Below are 19,923 nucleotides of genomic sequence, written 5' to 3'. Positions count from 1 at the left end.
GCGAAATAATAAAAGAGTGCCATCACTTAAGACGTAATGGCACTCAAAAGTTTTATAGAAAATGAAAAAAATTATTTTTTGCTCAATTTCTTTACTAAATAATTGTCATTTTTGCAACTGATTTCATACTGGAATTCCATTCCATTGTATCCTTCGTACATAATGTCAACGCCGTATTTGCCTTCGCAGAGTTCTTTAAACCAAACGTAGCCGTTTTCGACTGTACCTTCGCGTTCAACTTTGCCATCTTTCCAAAGTCTGACCTTAGCACCGTTTAACGATTCTTCAGAATCGGCATCTTTAACAGCGATTTTGATTTGAGCATCGCAACATTTTCCACCTTCGAGTTTTTTATCAATTGTGATGTCTTCGTTGCAATTTACGCTTGTTTGAAATTCAATTGTTTGATAGCCTTCTTTCATCATCACAACTTTATAGCTTCCTTTGCACATGATTTTGCCTGTAGAAGCGGTACCGTTTTGCGTTTCCAAAGTTTTCTTTACTGTATTGTCTTTAATCAACTTGATTTTAACTCCGCTCAAAGGATTGCCATCGGCATCTTTTACGATAAAATTGATAGTGTTGTCGCAACATTCAGTGTTGTTTTTTGATTCCAATTTGATAGTTTTTTCAACAGCTTTATCGCAATTTTCGATATAAACATAATCTTCAACAACTTTGTAATTTTCAGCAGCTACGCGAACCCAGTATTTGCTCATGCAAAGCTTAGTGAATTCGACACTACCGTCATTGCCGCTTTTCTTAATGTCGTAGAATTTATTATCAGCGCGTGTGATTTTGACTTCTGCGTTGGCAATTGGAGTGTTTGTAGTTTTATCAATTACAGTCAATTTCAACACTCCGCAACAATCTTCGCCTTGGTCTTTAACCAAAGTCTTATTGTATTTAATATCTTCTTCGCATCCGAAAGTATGATGGAATTCAAACGGTTTGAAACCTTCGCTCTTGATTAATATACTATATTTTCCTTTGCAAAGTTCAGCGAAATAAACATAACCGTCATTGCCGGTTTTCCCTTCTTTTGCAACTTTCCCATCACGGTAAAGCAGTACTGTTGCATTAGCTAAAGGATTATTGGCGTCATCGCCGACAAAAATAGTCAATTTGTTATCGCAACATGCTTCATTATTGCCTTTATACAAAGTTTTTTCAACTGTAATGTTTTCTTTGCAATCAAAAATTTGATATCCCTCAACACCTTTGTAAGTGTCTTTTTGGATGGCATAGGTATATTTTCCTTTGCAAAGTTCAGCAAAAGTGATTTTGCCATTGTCATCTGTTTTACCATCATGAACAGCCTTACCATTGCGGTAAAGTATGATTTTTGCGTCCTTAATTGCATTGCCATTTTCATCACTGATTATGAAATTTAAAGTATTGTCGCAACATTCTAAGTTTTCTTCCTTGCTTAAAGTTTTGTTAACGGTAACATTTTCTTCACAATCAAAGATTTGATATCCTTCAATTCCTTTGTAGCTATCTTTTAAAATAGCGAATGTATATTTACCTTTGCATAATTCGCTATAAGTAAGTTTGCCATCTTCATTAGTTTTATCGTCTTTTACTAACTTGCCATCACGATATAAGTTCACTTTGGCATTGCTGATTGCATTTCCATCTTTATCTGTGACAACGAAATTTAGAATGTTGTTGCAACATTCATCAGCATCTTTGATTTTCATTTTAATTGTCAAATTCAAAGTGTCGCACTCAACGATTTCAAAATAATCTTCAACTACTTGGTAGCCTTCGAGAGCGAATCTGAGCCAATGTTTGCCGGCACATAATGCACCAAAGTTTTGCACGCCTTCGCCATCAGTATATTTCTTTTCGCTCCATTCGTTTCCTCTTGAAATTTTCACTTCGACATTTTCGAGCGGGTCGCCGGATTCATAATCTAAAACTTGAACGGTCATATCTCCGCAGCAAGAATCTTCTTGAAGGAGTTTGAAAACAACGGGAGATTTTCCGGCTTCAGATTTATGTGCATTGTAAAATGTTTCAAAGTCTCCGGAGATTGTGGCATATTCGGCATGTCTGACTCTGTAAGTCAATCCTTCCTTTTTGATTGGGATTGATGTCAGAGTGAATTTGCCATCTTTATCTGTGATATCGCTCGCAATCAATTTGTCTTCCAAACCGAATATTTCGATATTTGCATTTTCAATTGCTTGGTCTTCGGAATTTTTCACAAAACCTGTGAAATCTTCGGTCAAAGCCGGGCTTGACGAATTGTCGCTGCATGAAACGAACAAAAAAGCAACAAGTGCTAATGCGGAAATAAGGTACTTGAAATGATGCATATTAAACTCCATAAATATATATATAAATTTAGAATTATCTTACATACACATGAAACGTAAAAAGGAAACAAAATATTTAAAATAAATTTTTAATCTGATTCTTCAATCACATCTAAGATTTCTTCCAATATCACTTCTTCAATCATATCATTAATAATTTCAGGATTTTCAGTAATTGCCATCAATTTATGTTGTTCGGGAGTTTCGTATAATTCGGGATTGAAGAATGCCTTCAGTAATTGTGCTGCAATCGGCGCAGCAACTGCTCCACCAAATCCGGCATTTTCGATAAATACACACATTGCAATTGTTGGGTTTTCTTTGGGTGCGAAACAAACAAACCAAGCATGGTCTTTGCCATGTGGGTTTTGTGCAGTTCCCGTTTTTCCGCAAACCTCTACATCGGGCATACGAGCGATTGCTGCTGTACCGCCTGAAAGATTGACCACATCGGACATACCGTTTTTGATTAAATCCATTATCTTACTGTCAATTTCAAGTTTTCTTGCGTATTGTTCGAGTGGTTCCATTTTGTTGGATAAATTATTCCGAATATGGGTCACAACGCGGGGACGGTAGTAAGTGCCACCATTTGCAATTGCTGCAGTGTAAGCCGCCATTTGCAAAGGCGTTGTGGAGATTTCGCCCTGCCCGATACCATAATTTACCATTCTACCTGAGAAATTAATCTTCCCTAATCTTTTTTCTAACCACTCTCGAGTTGGGATAAGTCCGGGATTTTCGTGAGGCAAATCTATTCCGGTTTTATGCCCGAAACTGAACATATCTGTGTATTTTTCGAACAAATCAATACCTAATCTCATTCCCAAAGTATAGAAATAAGTGTTGCATGAAGTCTGAATTGCACGTCTGGCACTTATATTTCCGTGTGCACCATGGCATTTCCAGAATCTGCCTCCGTATTGCAAACCACCACCGCAATAAATCGTGGTGTTTTCGTTAATTATCCCTTCCTGCAGTGCAGCAATCGCTATAAGCATTTTCCATGTCGAACCCGGCGGATATTGCGATTGAATTGCTCTGTTCAACATTGGTGATGCAGGGTCATTCATAAGTCCATTATACAAACTCGAAGAAATTTTGCCGCTGAAATCACGTGGGTCATAATCAGGTTTGCTGACTAATGCCAATACCGAGCCGTCTTGCGGATTGATTGCTACAACCGAGCCGCGCCTGTCTTTAAGGAGTAATTCGGCATGTTCCTGCAATCGTTTGTCAATGCCAAGATGAACATCGAAACCGTTTTTAGAAGGGATATCGCTTCTACCGTTATCAAAACTTGCAACTCGTTGCCCAAATTTGTTTACTGTTACAAACTGAATGCCCTCTCTACCTCGCAAATCACTGTCAAAAGTTCTTTCGATTCCGGATTGACCAATTTGGTCTCCTTGATATAAAAATGGACTATTTGCAAGTTGCCTTTTAGAAATTTCTCGTGTATAACCAAGCAAATGTGCCATATGACCTTCAAATTCATAAAGCCGCTTCGAATCTATCATTATTTCGATTCCGGGCAAATGGTCACTATATTCTTCAATAAGCGAAACTGTCCTGAAATCAGCATCTCTGTGGATTTTTATTGGTATGAATTTCGATGTACCTTTGTTTGCCTCATACAATTTTGATATTTCGGCAGAATCAACTTCCAATATCGAACACAAAAGTGGGATAGAGGACTGTTTGAAATCATTTGGAGTAAGAGTCACCGAAAATGAAGGCTCGTTATGCACCAACATTTCGCCATTTCTGTCAAAAACATTACCCCGAAATGGCTCTATTCTAACAGTTTTGATGGCTTGTGCTTCACTGTCTGAACGATATTTTTTGCCTTCGATTATCTGTAATTGAGCCAATCTTCCGGTGAAAACCAAGAAAATTGCTATAATGAAAACCTTTAGAAACAGCTTTCTGCCCTTATTTTCAAAAGTATTGTCTGCATATCTGAGATTAATTTGCATCTGCCGTTGATTCCGATAAACTCTTTTGATTTATGATTCTTTCCAAAATACAAATAAATGCAATTATCATTGCAGTTACAAATATTCCATCTCGATAAAAGAATTGCGAACTTGTGTAATTTGATATAAATAAGGACATGAAAACCCCGATTATCGAGTAAATAAGCGACTTTTCAAATTCACTTCTTGCTTTGGGCAACAAATTAATAGTTTTGAACACATAGAAGGTTAAAAACGAAAAATAAAATAGCGATAAAGGAATACCAAGTCTAAAAGGCAGAAACAAATAACCGTTATGAATGATAGAAGTATGTTTGGTCTGCATTCTAATCGGTTCGTAATAATGAAAATGTTTTCCAAGTCCGTTTCCACCGAGAGGGTTTTCGTAAATCAAATTCAACACCTGCTCCCATTCTATCAATCTTGACCTTAATGAAATATCATCTCTAACTTTTGTTGAAGAAAGTAATCTGTTCTTCGATGCCTCATAAAGCAGTGTAACATTATCTCTCATCAACAAAAATGCCGAAGAGCCAATAAAAATGACTAAGAATCCGATTGATAAAGCCATGCGTATCTTTTTCTGAAATGGTACAATCAAAAAAATCAGAAAAACCGACAAAACAAGTATCACCCAAAATGTCCGTGAAAAGGTACTAAATAAAAATGCAACGGACATTGCTGTAAAAATTATTGAAAAAATCCTGACTTTTACGCTCTCAGTTGTAATCAAAAATATCAGACCAACCAATGAGGCTGCTGTGTAAAGAGTTTGATTGGTACTCATCGAATGAATCAATTCATAAGCATAAACCATCTTGGCGGTGACCCTAATGTAGTAATCGTAAAGTTGATATGTGCCAACTCCGGCAATTACAATCGCAAAAACGAGTAAGACCTTCTTGATGTCAGCTTCGGTACGAACAATATCTCGGATAGGGAAGTACATTAATACAATTGCCATCATTAGTGTTTCACGCAGCCAGAGCTCAGGGTCTGCGTCATTCATTATGACAATTATCAAATTCAGGGGTATTAAGATGAAAAATGCGAGAACTAACCAATCACCAATATTTTCAGCCACTTTTTTTCTGATAACAAACATTCGATGAAAGAACCATGCAAGAATACTGCCTAAGAAATATATTGCCATCACAACATCTATAGCCGAAATTCCGCCACCGGTTGTTTGGAAGAAAATACCCGTAAGTGCCAAAAGCGTATAAAGCCAAATTTTCGGCTTTACTGTGACAAAGTAGAATAGTGGGGCAATTGCAATAACCGGCAAAACATAAAGCATGACATCAAAATAAACCGAAGCTAATATTATCGCTGCGAAAAAAATACTCGAAAGGATAAGTCCGACAATCAGCAATTTATCTGAGAACAAAAACTGCTTTTTATGAGCATCAAGCATTTGCATTTCTTAGCTGCCGATAGAACGTAATTGTGTTCTGACATTTTGGAAACCACGAAGTAGCACGAGTATGAATATCGAAAATATAAAAGCTCCAATAAATGCACCTGCTACTATAAACATTCGCTTTGGCTTTTCCTTGCGTTCAGCCGGGACTGCAGCATCTAATACGAACAAATTCTTCACTTTTTTAATCTCGTCTAATTTAGTTTTTTCGACCATTGGCAAGATAAACGCTTTTACTTTCGAATATGTTTCGAATTCAGTGAATAATCTCAAGTATTCTATACCTTCTTCAGCGGCGTCTTCGAGTGAAAAATTACCTGCAAATCCGGGCTTAGTTGTTACTTCAGCGATTTTTTTCCGAGTTTGCTCCTTGAGCGTCAGAATTGATTTTGTCATATAATCATCTTCGCCCAAGTATGATTTGTAATATTCGTATGCGATGTCATTCTTTATTTCTTCAGCTTTCAAATCCGATAAAGCCTTGCTCATGGCTGACGCTTGGTCGGTTGGGGAGAAAATCAAAGTACGACGGGAGAATTTTTCCAATGTATCGGCAATAAATGAGATTACCGAATCGGTAGCATGAATCTGCTTATTCATGAAATGCAAATTGAAAGCGGCTTCTTCGTTGAATAGCTTTGTAGCCAAATCATTTGCAACTTCACCAAATCGGTTAGCTATATCGGCTGCTCTTTGAGGGCTTTCATCAATAATACTGATGTAATAATTCCCTTCCTTTTCGTAAGTAATGTCCAAATTCTCATTGAATTTCATTCGGATTTTTGACATCATAGTATCAGGAATATCATACACTCTTGGCAAATCAAACTCTTTGATAATGGAATCAACTACAGTCCGGCTGTGAAGTATTACTATGAATGAGTAACCTTCGCCGGCTTGACCGCCCAATTTGGTCAACCCGAAATCTTTGAGTGTCGAAGAAATTGCACCCATCGAGCCGCCCATCATACCATCATTCGATTGAGGAGGTACCAAGTTTACTGTTGACTTGTATTGATTTGGTATCAAAAGAGCTACCCAAATTGATATTCCGGTTACTACCAAGGTGAATATTAATATAAACCACTTGTGCTTTAATAAAAATGCTAAGAAGAGTATCGAAGAGAACTCCTCATTTTTTTGATTCAATTCAGTTGACATATCCTCTCAGATAAATTAATTTTTCATAACATCAAAAATAGTCATTTTAACGATTACTTTAAAGGACTGTCTAAAATTGGTGGTTTTTTATAATCACGTTCGCTATTTCTGATTTCAACATCTTCGAACAATAAATCGCCCGAAACTATTGATACACCTAAGTATTGGTCGCCACCGGTTATGAATGGCGATATTACCGAAGGTGAAAGAAAATTATGAACGTAGTTACTGTTGCCCATCAAAAGTACGTCCTTGAAAGATTGCACATTTACGCCCGACAATTCGCCACCGCGAATTATTTCTCGTTTGCCGTCGGGAAATACCTTATATGCTTCCACAATTGTAATTACGTTGTTGCCCGTTGCAGGTTGGTAAGCACCGTATGCAATCCTGAATAATGTCGTAAATAATATATTTTGATTCAAAAGCTTTGTGACCACAATCCCGTAAGGCAATTCTCGTGCTTTGCAAAGTTCCATCATTCGGTTGATTAATGAATCACTGCTAACGGAATGCTCTTTATCACTTGTGAAAATAATGTTCGATAGCATTGCCGAGCCACCCCTTTTATGTGCATTGGATTGCTTAACCCGGCGAGTGGGGATACGTTCCGATAGCAAATTCTTTAGATAACCATTTTCAACTAAACTGACTTTGCTTGGTTTCAATCCATCGCCGTCAAGTTCGAAGCTACCGAGTAATCTTGTGTCGTACATTCTTTCGCTGTTTGGGTCGGCGGTTACACTCAGGAATTCTGGCAGAACGCGTCCCCCGATTTTATTTTGGAATGCCCCGAAACGGTCATTAAACGCAGTACCGCCTTCTGCAAGTGGAGCGCGTTGAGTTACGAAGTTTGGTGCGAAAGCTTGCCCAATCAATTCTCCAGCCGCTGCATCCGAGAAAACGACGGGTCCGGCATAAGGTTCATCCAAGGGTACAGATTTTGACATTTTGTTCAAAACATCGGCAACAGATTTCACTGCTTTCATGAGCGAATCTGCTGATGGCAAGTCGTTCGGGGTTTTGCCTAATGCCGTATAAAAATTCGTAAGTGGCATTCCGTCATTTGCCTGTGTGAATGCAACTACTTCCAATCCTGTGTAATAATCAGTCGTGATATATTCCGTTCCTTCACTGTTTACGTAATAAACTTTTTCCGGCAAATATTCGATTCCGACTGTTGAATTTATTATATCTGGATAATTTCTGAATGAGTGCGATAATTTTTTCGCCAAATCTTCAAATTTTTTGGTTTCAAATGGCGGAGTGTTTTTGATGATTTTATTTTTCGTGGGTGCTGTTTCCAAGAAGTCGGGAATTGTATCGCGTCTCATCAAGCTCTTGAGTATCGCTTCTTTTTTAGAGTATAATTCCGCAGCTTGTTTGTAAGCAGCATCTGTAGCAAGCCATAGCTCACGTCTCAATGTCGAATAATCAAGCTCAATCGGGATTTGACGATTTCTGAAATTTTCCTCATCATCGCTACTGCCGAAAAAACTCAGTCCAACATCGAAAAAGTTTGTATTATCGAACTTGTAATCGCCAACTCGCACTCCTACATTGAGTAGAGCGTAACTCATGTTGTTCGATTCTGTCAACAGACCATAATCCGATTTTACATTATAAACTTTGCGAAGTCTAAGCGAATATTCTATGTAATAGGGCGCTCTGATTGATTCCAATTTCAGTTTCTTAAGCGAACGTGAAATTTCGTCCCTAAGTGCGTTCATTATTTCATCGTCATTTTTGGTATCGTTGATTAAGGATAGGCTGAATGTGGTATTAATCAAGAATATAACAATTATCAAAAATATTTTATTCATCAAATTTTCCGTTATTTTTTATTTGTTTACAATTTAAACTGATTAATTGGCTTTGTTCGTCAGAACTGGTGAATCCAGAATTGGCGGTTTTGCTTGAGATTTTGACTTCTTTTGCACTTCAATTGTGCTTACGAGCAAACTTGGCGAGCATGCTGAAACCGGAACTCCGCCGGATTCGGCTCCGCAAATACCATTGAAAATGCCCATGTCATCACCGGTTGCAATTATATTAGAAAAAGTTGTAAGCGGAGTACCAATCAAGTCAACTCCACGTACAAGCTCGTCCGGTCTGCCGTCTGCATATACTTTATATACAACCAATGGTGTAACATTGAAAGCATTCGGAATTGTACGCGATGTGAATGTAAAACCTCCGGAAACTTCTACGAATAATAGCCCGTAATCTTTATTTTGCTTTTTGATTTCTTCGCGAAGATTTTTCCGCAAATCATCATTACTAACAGTTTGCGTTGAAGTTACAATCATATTTGATTGGCGCGATACAACTTGAAATCCTTGTTGTCTTCTGCCATGTCCGTTAGAGTACGAAAACCCTTCGATAGGTGAGCGTGACATTAGGAAGTTGCTGAAAACGCCATCTTTGACTGTGACTACTTTATTTGCAGTTACGCCTTCGTCATCATATTTATAATATCCGGAAAGAGGAGTGCCATTCAATTCACTTTTTGTTGGGTCGAACACAACATCTATAAATTCGGGTAGAATTTTTCGCCCGATTGATTTTTTGAAAGTTTGGCTCGAATTCGGGTCTTTTTCTCTGTGCCCTTCAACTCTATGACCGAAAATCTCGTGAAAAAACACACCTGCTGCTTCACCAGACAAAATTGCCGGACCCGTGAAAGTTTCTGCCATTGGTGCATTTCGCAATTCATTCAATAACACAATCATATCATCAATATCTTTTGCGATTTGCTCTTTGCTTGGTAATTCATCGGGAGTAAAAGCAAAATAGCTCCGATACAAAGGCAAAGTCATCCCGTCATCGGCTTTGGTGTATGCATTCACAAAGATTCTTGCACTTGTTTCAGACCAATTCATTTTGCTACCTTCGGTGTTGACGTAGTATTTATGCTTAATTTCGGTATTGAAACGAACTGATGCCCCAAAAATTAGCGGGTGTGCGTTGAACATACCCGATAATTCACGTGCTGCATTGCTCCATTTTACTGTATCTACAGTAAATCCGAGCCTTTTACCCGTATATAAAACGGGTTTTTCTCGCGAAAAATCAGCAGATGAATCTTCCTCAGCCACTTTGACCGCTTTGTTTGTTATCGCTTTTTCATATCTTTCAATTGCATTCTTGAAACGCCTGTCGGTAGCAAACCAAATCATATTTCTTATCGCTTCTTCATCGGTTTCTAAGGGCAAAGTTATTGCACCGCCGGAACTTCCGAAGTTGAACGGGTTACCGCGAATAATGTGAGTATTATCGAAATCATAATCTCCAACCCGCAAATCAATATCCAAAACTCGAGATTTGTTTTCGCCGGAACTCAAAATTTTACCAAAACTAGCTACAATCGCCGTTACTTCGACATCTGTGATGTTATAGGAGATGAAATAGGGCGGAAATTCCTGCTTTTTGAGTTCATTTATGCTTCGCTTTATCTCAGTCTGCATCGCTCGGAAAACCGCTTCTTCAGCGTTTATACGGCTCATACCGAATGCCGTCAACATCAAAGTTATTATTAATAATTTTTTCATAATCATACCATTTATATTTAATTTATTTTCTAAACTTGTTCATTTTTAGTTACTCTCGCCACTAACATCTCTATAACGGCTGTAATCAAAGTCAGTAACAAAAATAATTGCCATAATTCTGTACCGACCCTCGCTTGGCTGAGCCCTTGGTCTATTTCATCAATATCTTCAATAATATTCAAATTATTGTTTGCAAGCAATCTTGTGCGTACCTGACCGGAAATTTTTGTCATATCAGTCTTCATAATTTCGGATTCTGTACTATTATGATTGACGGCAATTTGGGTTATAAAGTTACCTTTTTCATCAAAAATTTGATAAAGCCCTTTGACAGTCATGTTTTCGAGCGAGACTACCGCACCGGATGGTAAATTGACTACATCACGGAAAAATTCGTTCCCATTCGGGTCAACGATTCTGAAGCGATTAGTTCCCGCATATCTCTTGGGTATAATTATATTCGCCGAACTGCCAATAATTGATTCAATCGCTTTGTCCGATGATGATGTAAGTAATATCATACTGCGGTGTATCAATGCCGGAAAAATTCCTACAAATGGGAAATCGCTCCATTGTGTTGTGGGTTTTACTCCGAAGTAGTAAACTTTGCCATCGCCAACTTCATTTTCTACGAAAAATACGCCATCGGTAGATTTGATAATCGTTCTGCCACCGTCAACTTTCACTGTTCTGTAAATTTTTGGAGATTCAACATTTTTCGCCTCTGATTCATCTTTTTTGAACACATTATCAAAAATCGGATGCGATGATTCGACTATAGTAAAGCGTCCCGGTTTGCTTGATTCAAAAACTATTTCAGTTGAATTTCCCAATCCGAGCTTTGATGTGAAATAAGATAAATCTGCCATATTTTGAACATTCACAGGGAAAACCATAGCCGCACCGCCATTTTCGACATATTGCGTAATTCGGTCAAAATCGGCTCTTGCATAATCGCCACCTGCTAAAATCACCAAGTCAAAAGAGACGAGGTTTTGAGATGCAAACAACTGTGGACTCACTACTGTAAGCGAAGTTTCATTTTTTTCGTCAGATGCTCTCAATACATTTTCGACAAAGAACACATCCGTTGGGTCACCTGCAATCAAAATTCGGGGTGATTCGGGAATATGAAAACCGAAGAAATTCGTATTATCATAATCCAGTACATCATTCTCGGTCATTATAGTTGCTTTGATTGGTCCGCGATTTTGAGGTGGAGCTGCAATTGCAACCGCAATACTTTTTCCTGCCGGAACGTCAATCGCACGCTGAGCCACACGTTGGTCATTGTACATCATGCTGACTACAGCGCCCTTTATGTCCGTATTTGAGCTATTGCGAATGTATGCTTCGACTTCTACGGGACGATTTGGAACGAATATACTGCTCAAAAGGTTTAGCGAATCTATGCTCAAATTATTCAACGATGCTTTGGAATTTGCCCCGACAGGGATTAAAAAGAAGCTCACTGACGGGTCTTTCATCTTGATAGAATCAAACTCTGATGTTTCAAACACATTTGATTGGAAGTCTGAGATTATGAAAATTTCTTTGTTCAAATTTTTTGCATCTTCCAATATTATTTGGGCAAATTTAAGACTATTATCCAACTTTGCCGGAAGTGGTGTGATTTTGATATTATTCAAATTTGATTCGATTAGTTCTGTGCTGGTCGCAAAGGAGTTAAGTACGTCGAATTGATTGTTTGCCATTTCGAAAAGTGCAATTTCATCACCTTCGTTCATGTTTTGCATCAGTGCTCGAACTGCATTTTTCGCCTGATTCAATCTATTGCCGTATTCATCCGATATATCCATACTAAATGAATTATCAACGATGATGACTACGCTCGATTTGGCATATGATTCAAAAAAGGGGAGAGTACCTTCGATAGTTGGTCTGGCAAATGCTAAAACTGCAAAAATGATAATTAAAGTACGAAGAATCAGCAACAGAATTTGTTTCAGTTTGAGTTTGCGAATTTTTGTCTTTTGGAGCTCTTTGATAAATTTTAACGTAGAAAAGTCCACCGTCTTTAACTTACGGAGATTCAAAAGATGTAGTAGTAATGGGATACCTGCTGCTACAAGGCCTATTAAAATCAAAGGATTCAGAAAATTCATTTATTCTTCTGTCTTATTCTCATTTAGTAATAAAATTAATAGACGAATCAATCCTTCTAAATTATAATCATCATTGATTGTATTGCAAATTAAAATCAAAGTGCTTTCTCGTAAACGCGATATTTTTTGTAAACTTTTCCGTTCATTGAAGTAGTCAAACCTTTGTTCATCATCTCGTTATCTTCCAAAATCCATGATGCTTCTGCGTCGTTCAACTTCAATTTGTCGGCTCTTTCGCCCGATTCGTAATATAATATTGCGTCAAGTCCGAGCTTCTGAAATTCGGGTAAAACGCCCAACACCATGATTCGCACTCTATTGATTCTGCGTTTTTTAGTCAACATATGCCAAATAGCACCAATCATACTTCCACTACGATTGTATTTAAACACTTGATTCAAATCGGGCAGCGCAATATGAAAACCTGCCGGTTTGCCCTTGACATCAATAATGAATACTAAACTTTGTTGTGCTATTGGTTTCAAATCTGAAGCCAAAAAGTCGAATTCATCATCAGTCATCTTCACAGCACCCCAATTTGGTTGCCAAGCTTGATTATAGATTACTTTGAGTGTTTCAATATCTTCAAGAAATTGCTTTTTATTTTTAAAATTCACTTCTCTTACTGTGACTTTATACTTTTCACGCAAAAGTCCTTGCAATCTCTTCATCTTATCAGTTGCGAAATCCCTATAATGCAACTGGTAAGCAAATAAATCCTTCACTTTGGCGAATCCCGCGTTTTCTATTATTTTCGGATAATATCGAGGATTATAAGGCATTAGTATCTGCGGACTGTCGTCAAATCCTTCAATCAATGTTCCTATTTCATCATTAATTGATGGATTTAGCGGTCCTCTCGCATGAGTCAACCCTTTCGATTTGAGCCAATTCGCCGCTTGTGCGAATAACAAATCTGCTACTTCTTGGTTATCAATGCACTCGAAGAATCCAAAGAAGCCCATTTTATCTTCGTGAACAAGATTGTGATTGTCGTTTTTGATTGCTCCAATTCTACCAAGCACTTTGCCGTCGGATTCGACCATGAACAACTCCATTTCGGCATGTTTGAAGAACGGATTTTTATCCTTACTGAGCAGTTTGATTCTGTCGGCAATTATTGGCGGTATGAAGTATTTGTCGTTATGATAAAAATTCCATTGAGATTTGATGAATTTCACCAAATCTGATTTTGTTTTAACTATTTTGACTTCCAAATCCATTTTATAAACTCCGTTTACGTTGATTTTAAAATAATTTCTTTCAAATGAGGAAATTCAAGAATGAGTTTTTCGGGGTCAGCAAGTTCAAAATCAACATATTCAAACCCGGGAGCTACTGTACACGCAATCAGTACGAAGCTGTCTTCATCGGCTATTTTTGCAGTAAACCATGTGTCTGCCGGAATGACTATCTGTGGCAATTGCCCTGATTTGACATCAGTGCCAAGTATCATTTTATCTACTTTCCCATTTGGATTGATTATTTCAATAATTGCCGGTGAGCCGTCATGGAAGAACCAAATTTCATCTCCACGCACTCTGTGTAATTTGGAAATATCATTGCCTTCCAATAGGAAATAAATTGATGTCATCAAACTCCGTTTTCCGGTAAAGCCATCAGGCAAATCTTCAGATGATACGGAATATTGCGACTTAAATGTCTCGACAAAATATCCGCCCTCAATATGTTTTTGCATATTGAGAGCTTCGATGTATTCGCTTGCTTTTGTATTCACACTATTTCCCGTAATACGGTTTGCCGTCTTTAATCCATTTCGGAGCTTCTTTGCCCAAAACGTAGTGGTCGAACCACTCTTTCATTTTAATTTGCCAATCCAATTTGTTTTCGTATTTTCTTGGATGGTGAGGCTCTTTGTTGTATTCTACGAGCACACAAGGTTTGTCTAATCTTCTGAGTGCAAGATACATTTCTACCCCTTGCGAAAAAGGGACTGCTTCATCTTCGTTTCCATGTAAAATCAATAGAGGCGTGTTGATTTTTGGGGCAAGAAACACTGGTGAATTATTCATATAAGCATCCAAAGAATCCCACAAGTTCCCACCGATACGGCTTTGCTGAGATTCGTATTGGAATTGTCGGGCAAGCCCGCTTTCGGTTCTTATCTGACTATAAGCACTCGTCATATTGCCTACAGGAGCTCCTGCTGACGCAGCTTTGAACATATCCGTTTGGGTGATAACAAATGCTGTTTGGTATCCTGCCCATGAATGCCCTTGAATACAAAGTCTATCGGGGTCAGCAATTCCACGGTCAATCAGCACTTTGAGTCCCGAAAGAATAGCATCGGTTGCATCATATCCCGGGCGTCCCGTTTTGTAAACAACATCCGGTACAAAGACTAAGTAATCGTCAGACAGATATAATTGATAAATCGGGCGATGATTTACTCGCGGTTGGTAAAATGTAAATGTTCTCGAAGAAAATCGCTCGTAATAATACACAAGCACAGGATATTTCTTTTTGGGGTCGAAATTGTCGGGTTTGATAATATACCCATCTAATGAATCTCCCAGTGGTGAGACCCATCTCACAATTTCTGTTGTACCCCATTTTAAATCCTTCATCTGAGGATTAATATCAGTGATTCTTATTGGATTGTCAAGCATTGGATTATCAGTAAACCAAATATCGGGAAATTCGTCAAAACTTTCTCGTGAGAAAATCAACTTGTTATTTTTTGACCTGCCAAGGATTTTGAATGTCTTTTCCTCGTAAAATCCCCTTCCGGTTTCTGTTGTAACGTTGATACCACCTGCAATATGCTCCTCGAAAAAGAACATGTTTGTAGATTTGGACTTTTCCGAATACACATGCACGTAAAAGGTATCTTTATTCAATATAGCTTTATTTCTCGGGTCTAAATTTGTATATCGGTATTGTAGTTGATTTTTGCGTCCGTAAGTTCCAGACATATTTATGAATGAACCCGGATCTGTAGTGAAAAATTTGTAGAAATCATATTTTTCGTTGATCAAAACATAATTGTCATCTTGAAACCAACCTCCAATACCGTAGCTGCCGGCTTCGGCAGGAATATCGTTGTCAACATCATAAAATGGTATAGGGACATTTATAGTTATGTTTGCTAAAGAATCTTTATTTGTGTCATAAATATGCCAATGTTTATTTTGGAAAAACAATACATGTTTTCCTTGAGGTGACAAATATGCTTGTTCGGCAAGTCTTGTCGCTATTTTTTTCTTGGTTCCTGTTTGCAAATTGAATACATACAAATCGAAAAACCAGCCCTTGTAGGTGATTTCCTTTTGGTAAGGAGTGTTGTCGTAGCCAATTGTGTAAATTGAATTGTCGGCAGCAACGACATTATTGCAAGACGAATCTGCCAGTTGGAAGAACCTTTTTGAACGGAGATTATACACTGATGTAAAAGTTCTATCCTTGCTCTTATTCCACCAATTAACTTGATTGGAGCTGATAAGTGGGTCATCCCAATGCCAGATGAACTCCGAAGATTTAGTCAATACCGAATCAATGTTGTAGAAAGAGTCATCAGTGTAGATGATTGCTTTAGTTTCGATTGTGTCACGCTCGGCATCAGGTTTTAGCCCGATGAAAAGACTCAGACCATCATCGCTCCATTTGGTTTTGTTATTGTATGGTATATACCAACCCTTTGGAGCAGTTTGAGGGGTCACAGCAATTTGATATTGTTGAGCCCTGATTTCTTCCCAAATCATCAAAGTGCCTTCTTTGGGAACACCTTCAGTCGTCAATGTTGAGGAAATATATCCCAATGCTTTGGTATGGGGAGTCCATGCCAATCCCGAATAGAGTGTGTTTTCGGCTTTGTTTACAGCAAATTCCGGTGCAAATACTTCGAGAAGTCTCCGCAAGTATAAGCCGTCACGTTCGCCATCAGGTGATGAAACACTATAAAAAATGTATGTGCCAGCACTATCCAAAGCATATTCGGTAACGTAATCCACCCGAATTTCAGTTTGTGAGAATAAGTGCCTAATCACAAGTTCAGAGCCAATTGGCTTCTTTTTCAATTTTTCGCTTTTTTTATCTTCATCCCCAAACTTGTGATATACACACCACTTTGAATCTTCGGAAAACTCGAAACTTTTGACATCTTTGATTTTGTCAATCCTTCCGGTCGTATTTTTAACTAATACAAAGCCATTTTTGGGCTTGTCTTTGGGTGTTTTTGCATTCTCCACTTCGAGTGATTTTGGCACCCACGTAAAGCCTGTATAGACATCGTCACGTGAAAAAACCGGTCGAGTGGCTCTTTCGATTTCAAATTTTGATGAATCAGTTGTGGATTGAATGTAGCCGATTGGGTCGCCTCTGTCAGGTGAGACGTGATATGCCACCCAAAAACCGTTTTCGCTGATAACCGGACTGTGGAGTGACTTGAATTTCATCGCATCGTCTAATGTAAACGGCTTTTTGGCGTAAGAGGGTAAGCTGAGTAAAATAAATGTTAGTATTAGAGAAATAATTCGAGAATAAACGACATATTGTTTCATATTGTTACCATTAAAATTAAAAACTTCATTTTCAAATTTAGCAAATTTCAAAATAAGTGCATTTCTTTACATAACCAAAAGAAAAATTTGCACATTTCATATTGTAATAAACAAATTAAAGTCGAAAAAATTACAATTTTGATTATATTTGTATGCGTCGTTGAGTGAAAAAGCATGAAAATGTTTTAGGAAACAGGTGAGAATCCTGTGCGGTTACGCCGCTGTAACGGAGTACGATGCAACTTATGTCGGAAGACAGCCACTACCGGATTAGGTGGGAAGGCAAGTTGCAAAGGTTGATACCGAAGCCAGAAGACAGACTCGACGATACTCATTGGAGTGTAATTTGACACAGCGTTTGCGTAAACAAACGTAATGAGAAATTGGTACCGCCAAATCGAAATGACTTACCGATTTTTCTTACGAAAAAATTTTTATATATACTTTTAGGAGTTACTATGGCTAAATTCTATTATTTTGCTGCTATATTGGTCATACTTATTGCATCTGAGTCACCTTTATCAGCACAGGGGTATTCTTATTACAGTTTGCTTGGAGTAGGGTTCACACCGGTTCATATTGTTAAATCTCCAAACGATGGTTCGATTCATGTCTTTTGCGCAGGCAAGGACGAAAATTACAATGGACAACTTGACGAAGGCGATGAATATCCTTCATGGTGGATAATCAAAGAGGTTGAATCAGCCGGTGACCCTACGTTCGAAGCTGAAAAGAAATTTGACTTTGACTCTTTTTTCAAATTTCCTAGCGGTGTCGAAGTCTTTCGTCCGGGATTCGATTGGGCAAACGATGTAGTTTATATACCGTTTGAAGGAGTCATCAAAGCTTTCGATATGATTGATTTCGATATTCATGATGACCAAGTAGCCTTTATCAATGCTACTTCTATTTCAATAGCAGGTGCACATCTTTTGTTGACCGTAACCCCGGGAGCGGGGCAAGTAGGCAAACTTGAGGTATTTAGTACTACATCAGGCCAAGTCTTGCAAAGTGTTACTGCTAAAGAAAACGTAATGCAATCAGTTTACTACCAATCATCGGCAGGCTTGTCAATTGCAATACTATCCAATGGTCCATATGGAGAAGCAAACGGAGTTGTCCAATTCGGTCCTATTAGCCATATGTCCGATTTTGAATTAGAAAACGAAGTTATTGTCGGCAATAATCCGAATCATATGATATTCAATAATGGCAAATTGTATGTATCAGTCAATGGAGAGCATAAAGTTGTCGAGATTGATGTTGAAACTCATGAAACGAGAACATTCTACACAGGCACAATAGCTTACAATGGACCAAGAGATATTTTTGTCTCGGAAGGTAAATTGTTTGTAGCCACTTATCAAGGCGATGCTCGTGTAATCAATCTCGAAACAGGTTGTGTAGATGACGTAGTATCGAACGGTTTAGGCAAAATTGAAACAGTTTTACTTGATGATGAATTCCTTTTTATGTTAAGTTCCTATAATTGGTTCTATTCAAACTCAGAGTTTATTATTATTAATAAATATTCAGGCAGTTCACCTTTAGAAGATGAGAGTGTATCTTTCCCATTAGTTGGTATTAGACCAATCGGCTCGTATTATGATGAGGTGCAGGAAGTATATCACGTCTTTTGCCTTGGTGACAATTCGCAATCGCCTTCATGGTGGACAATTGATAAGGAAGGCGTCAGTACAAATAAATTTACTTTTCCTTTAGGCAGCTTGAAAGAGCCATTCAAACCGGCTATTGATGGCGAAAATCGCACAATTTACATTCCTCATAACAACTATATCGCTTCTTATAATTTGGACGATTTCGCAATTGATGACCCCGAAATAGCTCAAATTGATGCAGTAGCACTTGATTTAGCCGGAAGTCATTTATTAGCTGCTGTCCAATTTGATGGTGCAGATTCTATTTTGGTGATTAATACCCAGTCGGGTATGGTTTTGCAACGAGTATTTGCCGGTATGAATGTTCGCGACCTCAAGTATTATCCTCATTTTGAAGAAGGGAATCCTAAGCCAATCATAAGTATGGCTGTATTGACTGACAAAGATGAATCGGGTTCAGAATCTCAATTGATGTTTGGAGCAATTAAGCATATGGAATATTTTACACTTGATAATACTGTTGATGTCGGATTGAATGCAAATCATTTGACTTTTTCACCAATATTGCAATCTCTTTTTGTCACTTCAAAAGGTGATTATTCTTTGCATCAACTTTTACTTAGTGATAATTCTGTTAGTTCAACCAGACTTGGAACACAAGGCGCCGGATATCCCGGTAAACCATACGCTATATTCGATGTTCTTTTAGTACCTACTTATAATAGTGATGTCAGGACTTTCCATATAGACGAATTTAATGGACAAGCTTATCTAGATAAAGTTCTTCCCCTCAGACACAAAATTGAACAAGTCGAAGTTGCAATGGGGTTTGATGATCCAATATCAGCACTTTTCGTCACACCATATGAATCTGACGGGTCATACTCAAGCGAAGTTATTTTTATAAATGTTTCTCCCTCATCTGTTGAAACGAATCCGAGAAGCAACAATAATGATTTGATTTATCCTAATCCAACAAACGGTAGTCTGGCTATTGTTCTAAAAGATGATAGGTACAATATGTCGAATATCAGAGTGGATATATTTAACCAATTCGGTCAATTTGTATTTTCGTCGGAAAATATTATTCCTGCAAATAATATGATTAATTTGTCGCTCCCAATCGAGAATTTGGCATCAGGAGCTTATTACATTACAGTTTCAGACGGTAGAATCAGCAAAACACAACCCTTGACTATTGTCAAGTAAATGGTATAAAA

General features: G+C 38.0%; 11 protein-coding genes and 1 riboswitch. Of the genes, 1 reads left to right on the top strand and 10 read right to left on the bottom strand.

Annotated elements, in window-relative coordinates; translation table 11 throughout:
* Nucleotides 1–71 precede the first annotated feature (71 nt).
* The 10 genes from M9949_07280 to M9949_07235 all read right to left on the bottom strand — a co-directional run bounded on the left by M9949_07280 (nt 72) and on the right by M9949_07235 (nt 17,084).
* Nucleotides 72–2,324 (bottom strand): hypothetical protein, encoded by a 2,253-nt coding sequence (locus M9949_07280; protein MCO5251209.1) that lies wholly within the window; start codon nt 2,322–2,324, stop codon nt 72–74.
* 89 nt (nt 2,325–2,413) lie between these two features.
* On the bottom strand, nt 2,414–4,303 hold the full coding sequence (gene mrdA, locus M9949_07275) for a penicillin-binding protein 2 (GenBank protein MCO5251208.1): 1,890 nt from the start codon (nt 4,301–4,303) through the stop codon (nt 2,414–2,416).
* Nucleotides 4,293–5,720: an O-antigen ligase family protein gene (locus M9949_07270; GenBank protein MCO5251207.1), complete on the bottom strand. Its 1,428-nt coding sequence runs from the start codon at nt 5,718–5,720 to the stop codon at nt 4,293–4,295. The genes mrdA and M9949_07270 overlap by 11 nt, the downstream gene beginning before the upstream one ends.
* A 9-nt stretch (nt 5,721–5,729) precedes the next feature.
* On the bottom strand, nt 5,730–6,887 hold the full coding sequence (locus M9949_07265; protein ID MCO5251206.1) for a Wzz/FepE/Etk N-terminal domain-containing protein: 1,158 nt from the start codon (nt 6,885–6,887) through the stop codon (nt 5,730–5,732).
* 53 nt (nt 6,888–6,940) lie between these two features.
* Entirely contained in the window at nt 6,941–8,710 is a 1,770-nt protein-coding gene (locus M9949_07260; protein ID MCO5251205.1) for a metallopeptidase TldD-related protein, read from the bottom strand.
* Between the two features lie 42 nt (nt 8,711–8,752).
* Entirely contained in the window at nt 8,753–10,438 is a 1,686-nt protein-coding gene (locus tag M9949_07255; protein ID MCO5251204.1) for a metallopeptidase TldD-related protein, read from the bottom strand.
* A 29-nt stretch (nt 10,439–10,467) separates the two neighbouring features.
* A complete protein-coding gene (locus M9949_07250) occupies nt 10,468–12,564 on the bottom strand; it encodes a BatA domain-containing protein (protein ID MCO5251203.1) in 2,097 nt (698 codons plus the stop codon).
* Between the two features lie 95 nt (nt 12,565–12,659).
* Entirely contained in the window at nt 12,660–13,787 is a 1,128-nt protein-coding gene (locus tag M9949_07245) for a hypothetical protein (protein MCO5251202.1), read from the bottom strand.
* A 14-nt stretch (nt 13,788–13,801) separates the two neighbouring features.
* Nucleotides 13,802–14,302, bottom strand: coding sequence for a cupin domain-containing protein (locus tag M9949_07240; protein MCO5251201.1), 501 nt, complete (start codon nt 14,300–14,302; stop codon nt 13,802–13,804).
* A gap of 1 nt (nt 14,303) precedes the next feature.
* Complete coding sequence (locus M9949_07235; protein ID MCO5251200.1) at nt 14,304–17,084, bottom strand: prolyl oligopeptidase family serine peptidase; 2,781 nt, start codon at nt 17,082–17,084, stop codon at nt 14,304–14,306.
* Nucleotides 17,085–17,229: 145 nt separating this feature from the next.
* Nucleotides 17,230–17,424: riboswitch (cobalamin riboswitch) on the top strand.
* A gap of 118 nt (nt 17,425–17,542) precedes the next feature.
* Here M9949_07235 and M9949_07230 point away from each other — a divergent pair.
* Nucleotides 17,543–19,912, top strand: coding sequence for a T9SS type A sorting domain-containing protein (locus M9949_07230; GenBank protein MCO5251199.1), 2,370 nt, complete (start codon nt 17,543–17,545; stop codon nt 19,910–19,912).
* The last annotated feature ends 11 nt before the right edge of the window (nt 19,913–19,923 follow it).

This window comes from Candidatus Kapaibacterium sp. (assembly GCA_023957315.1).
Classification (GTDB): Bacteria; Bacteroidota; Ignavibacteria; order Kapaibacteriales; family UBA2268; genus PGYU01.
This window is presented reverse-complemented; position numbering and strand designations above follow the sequence as displayed.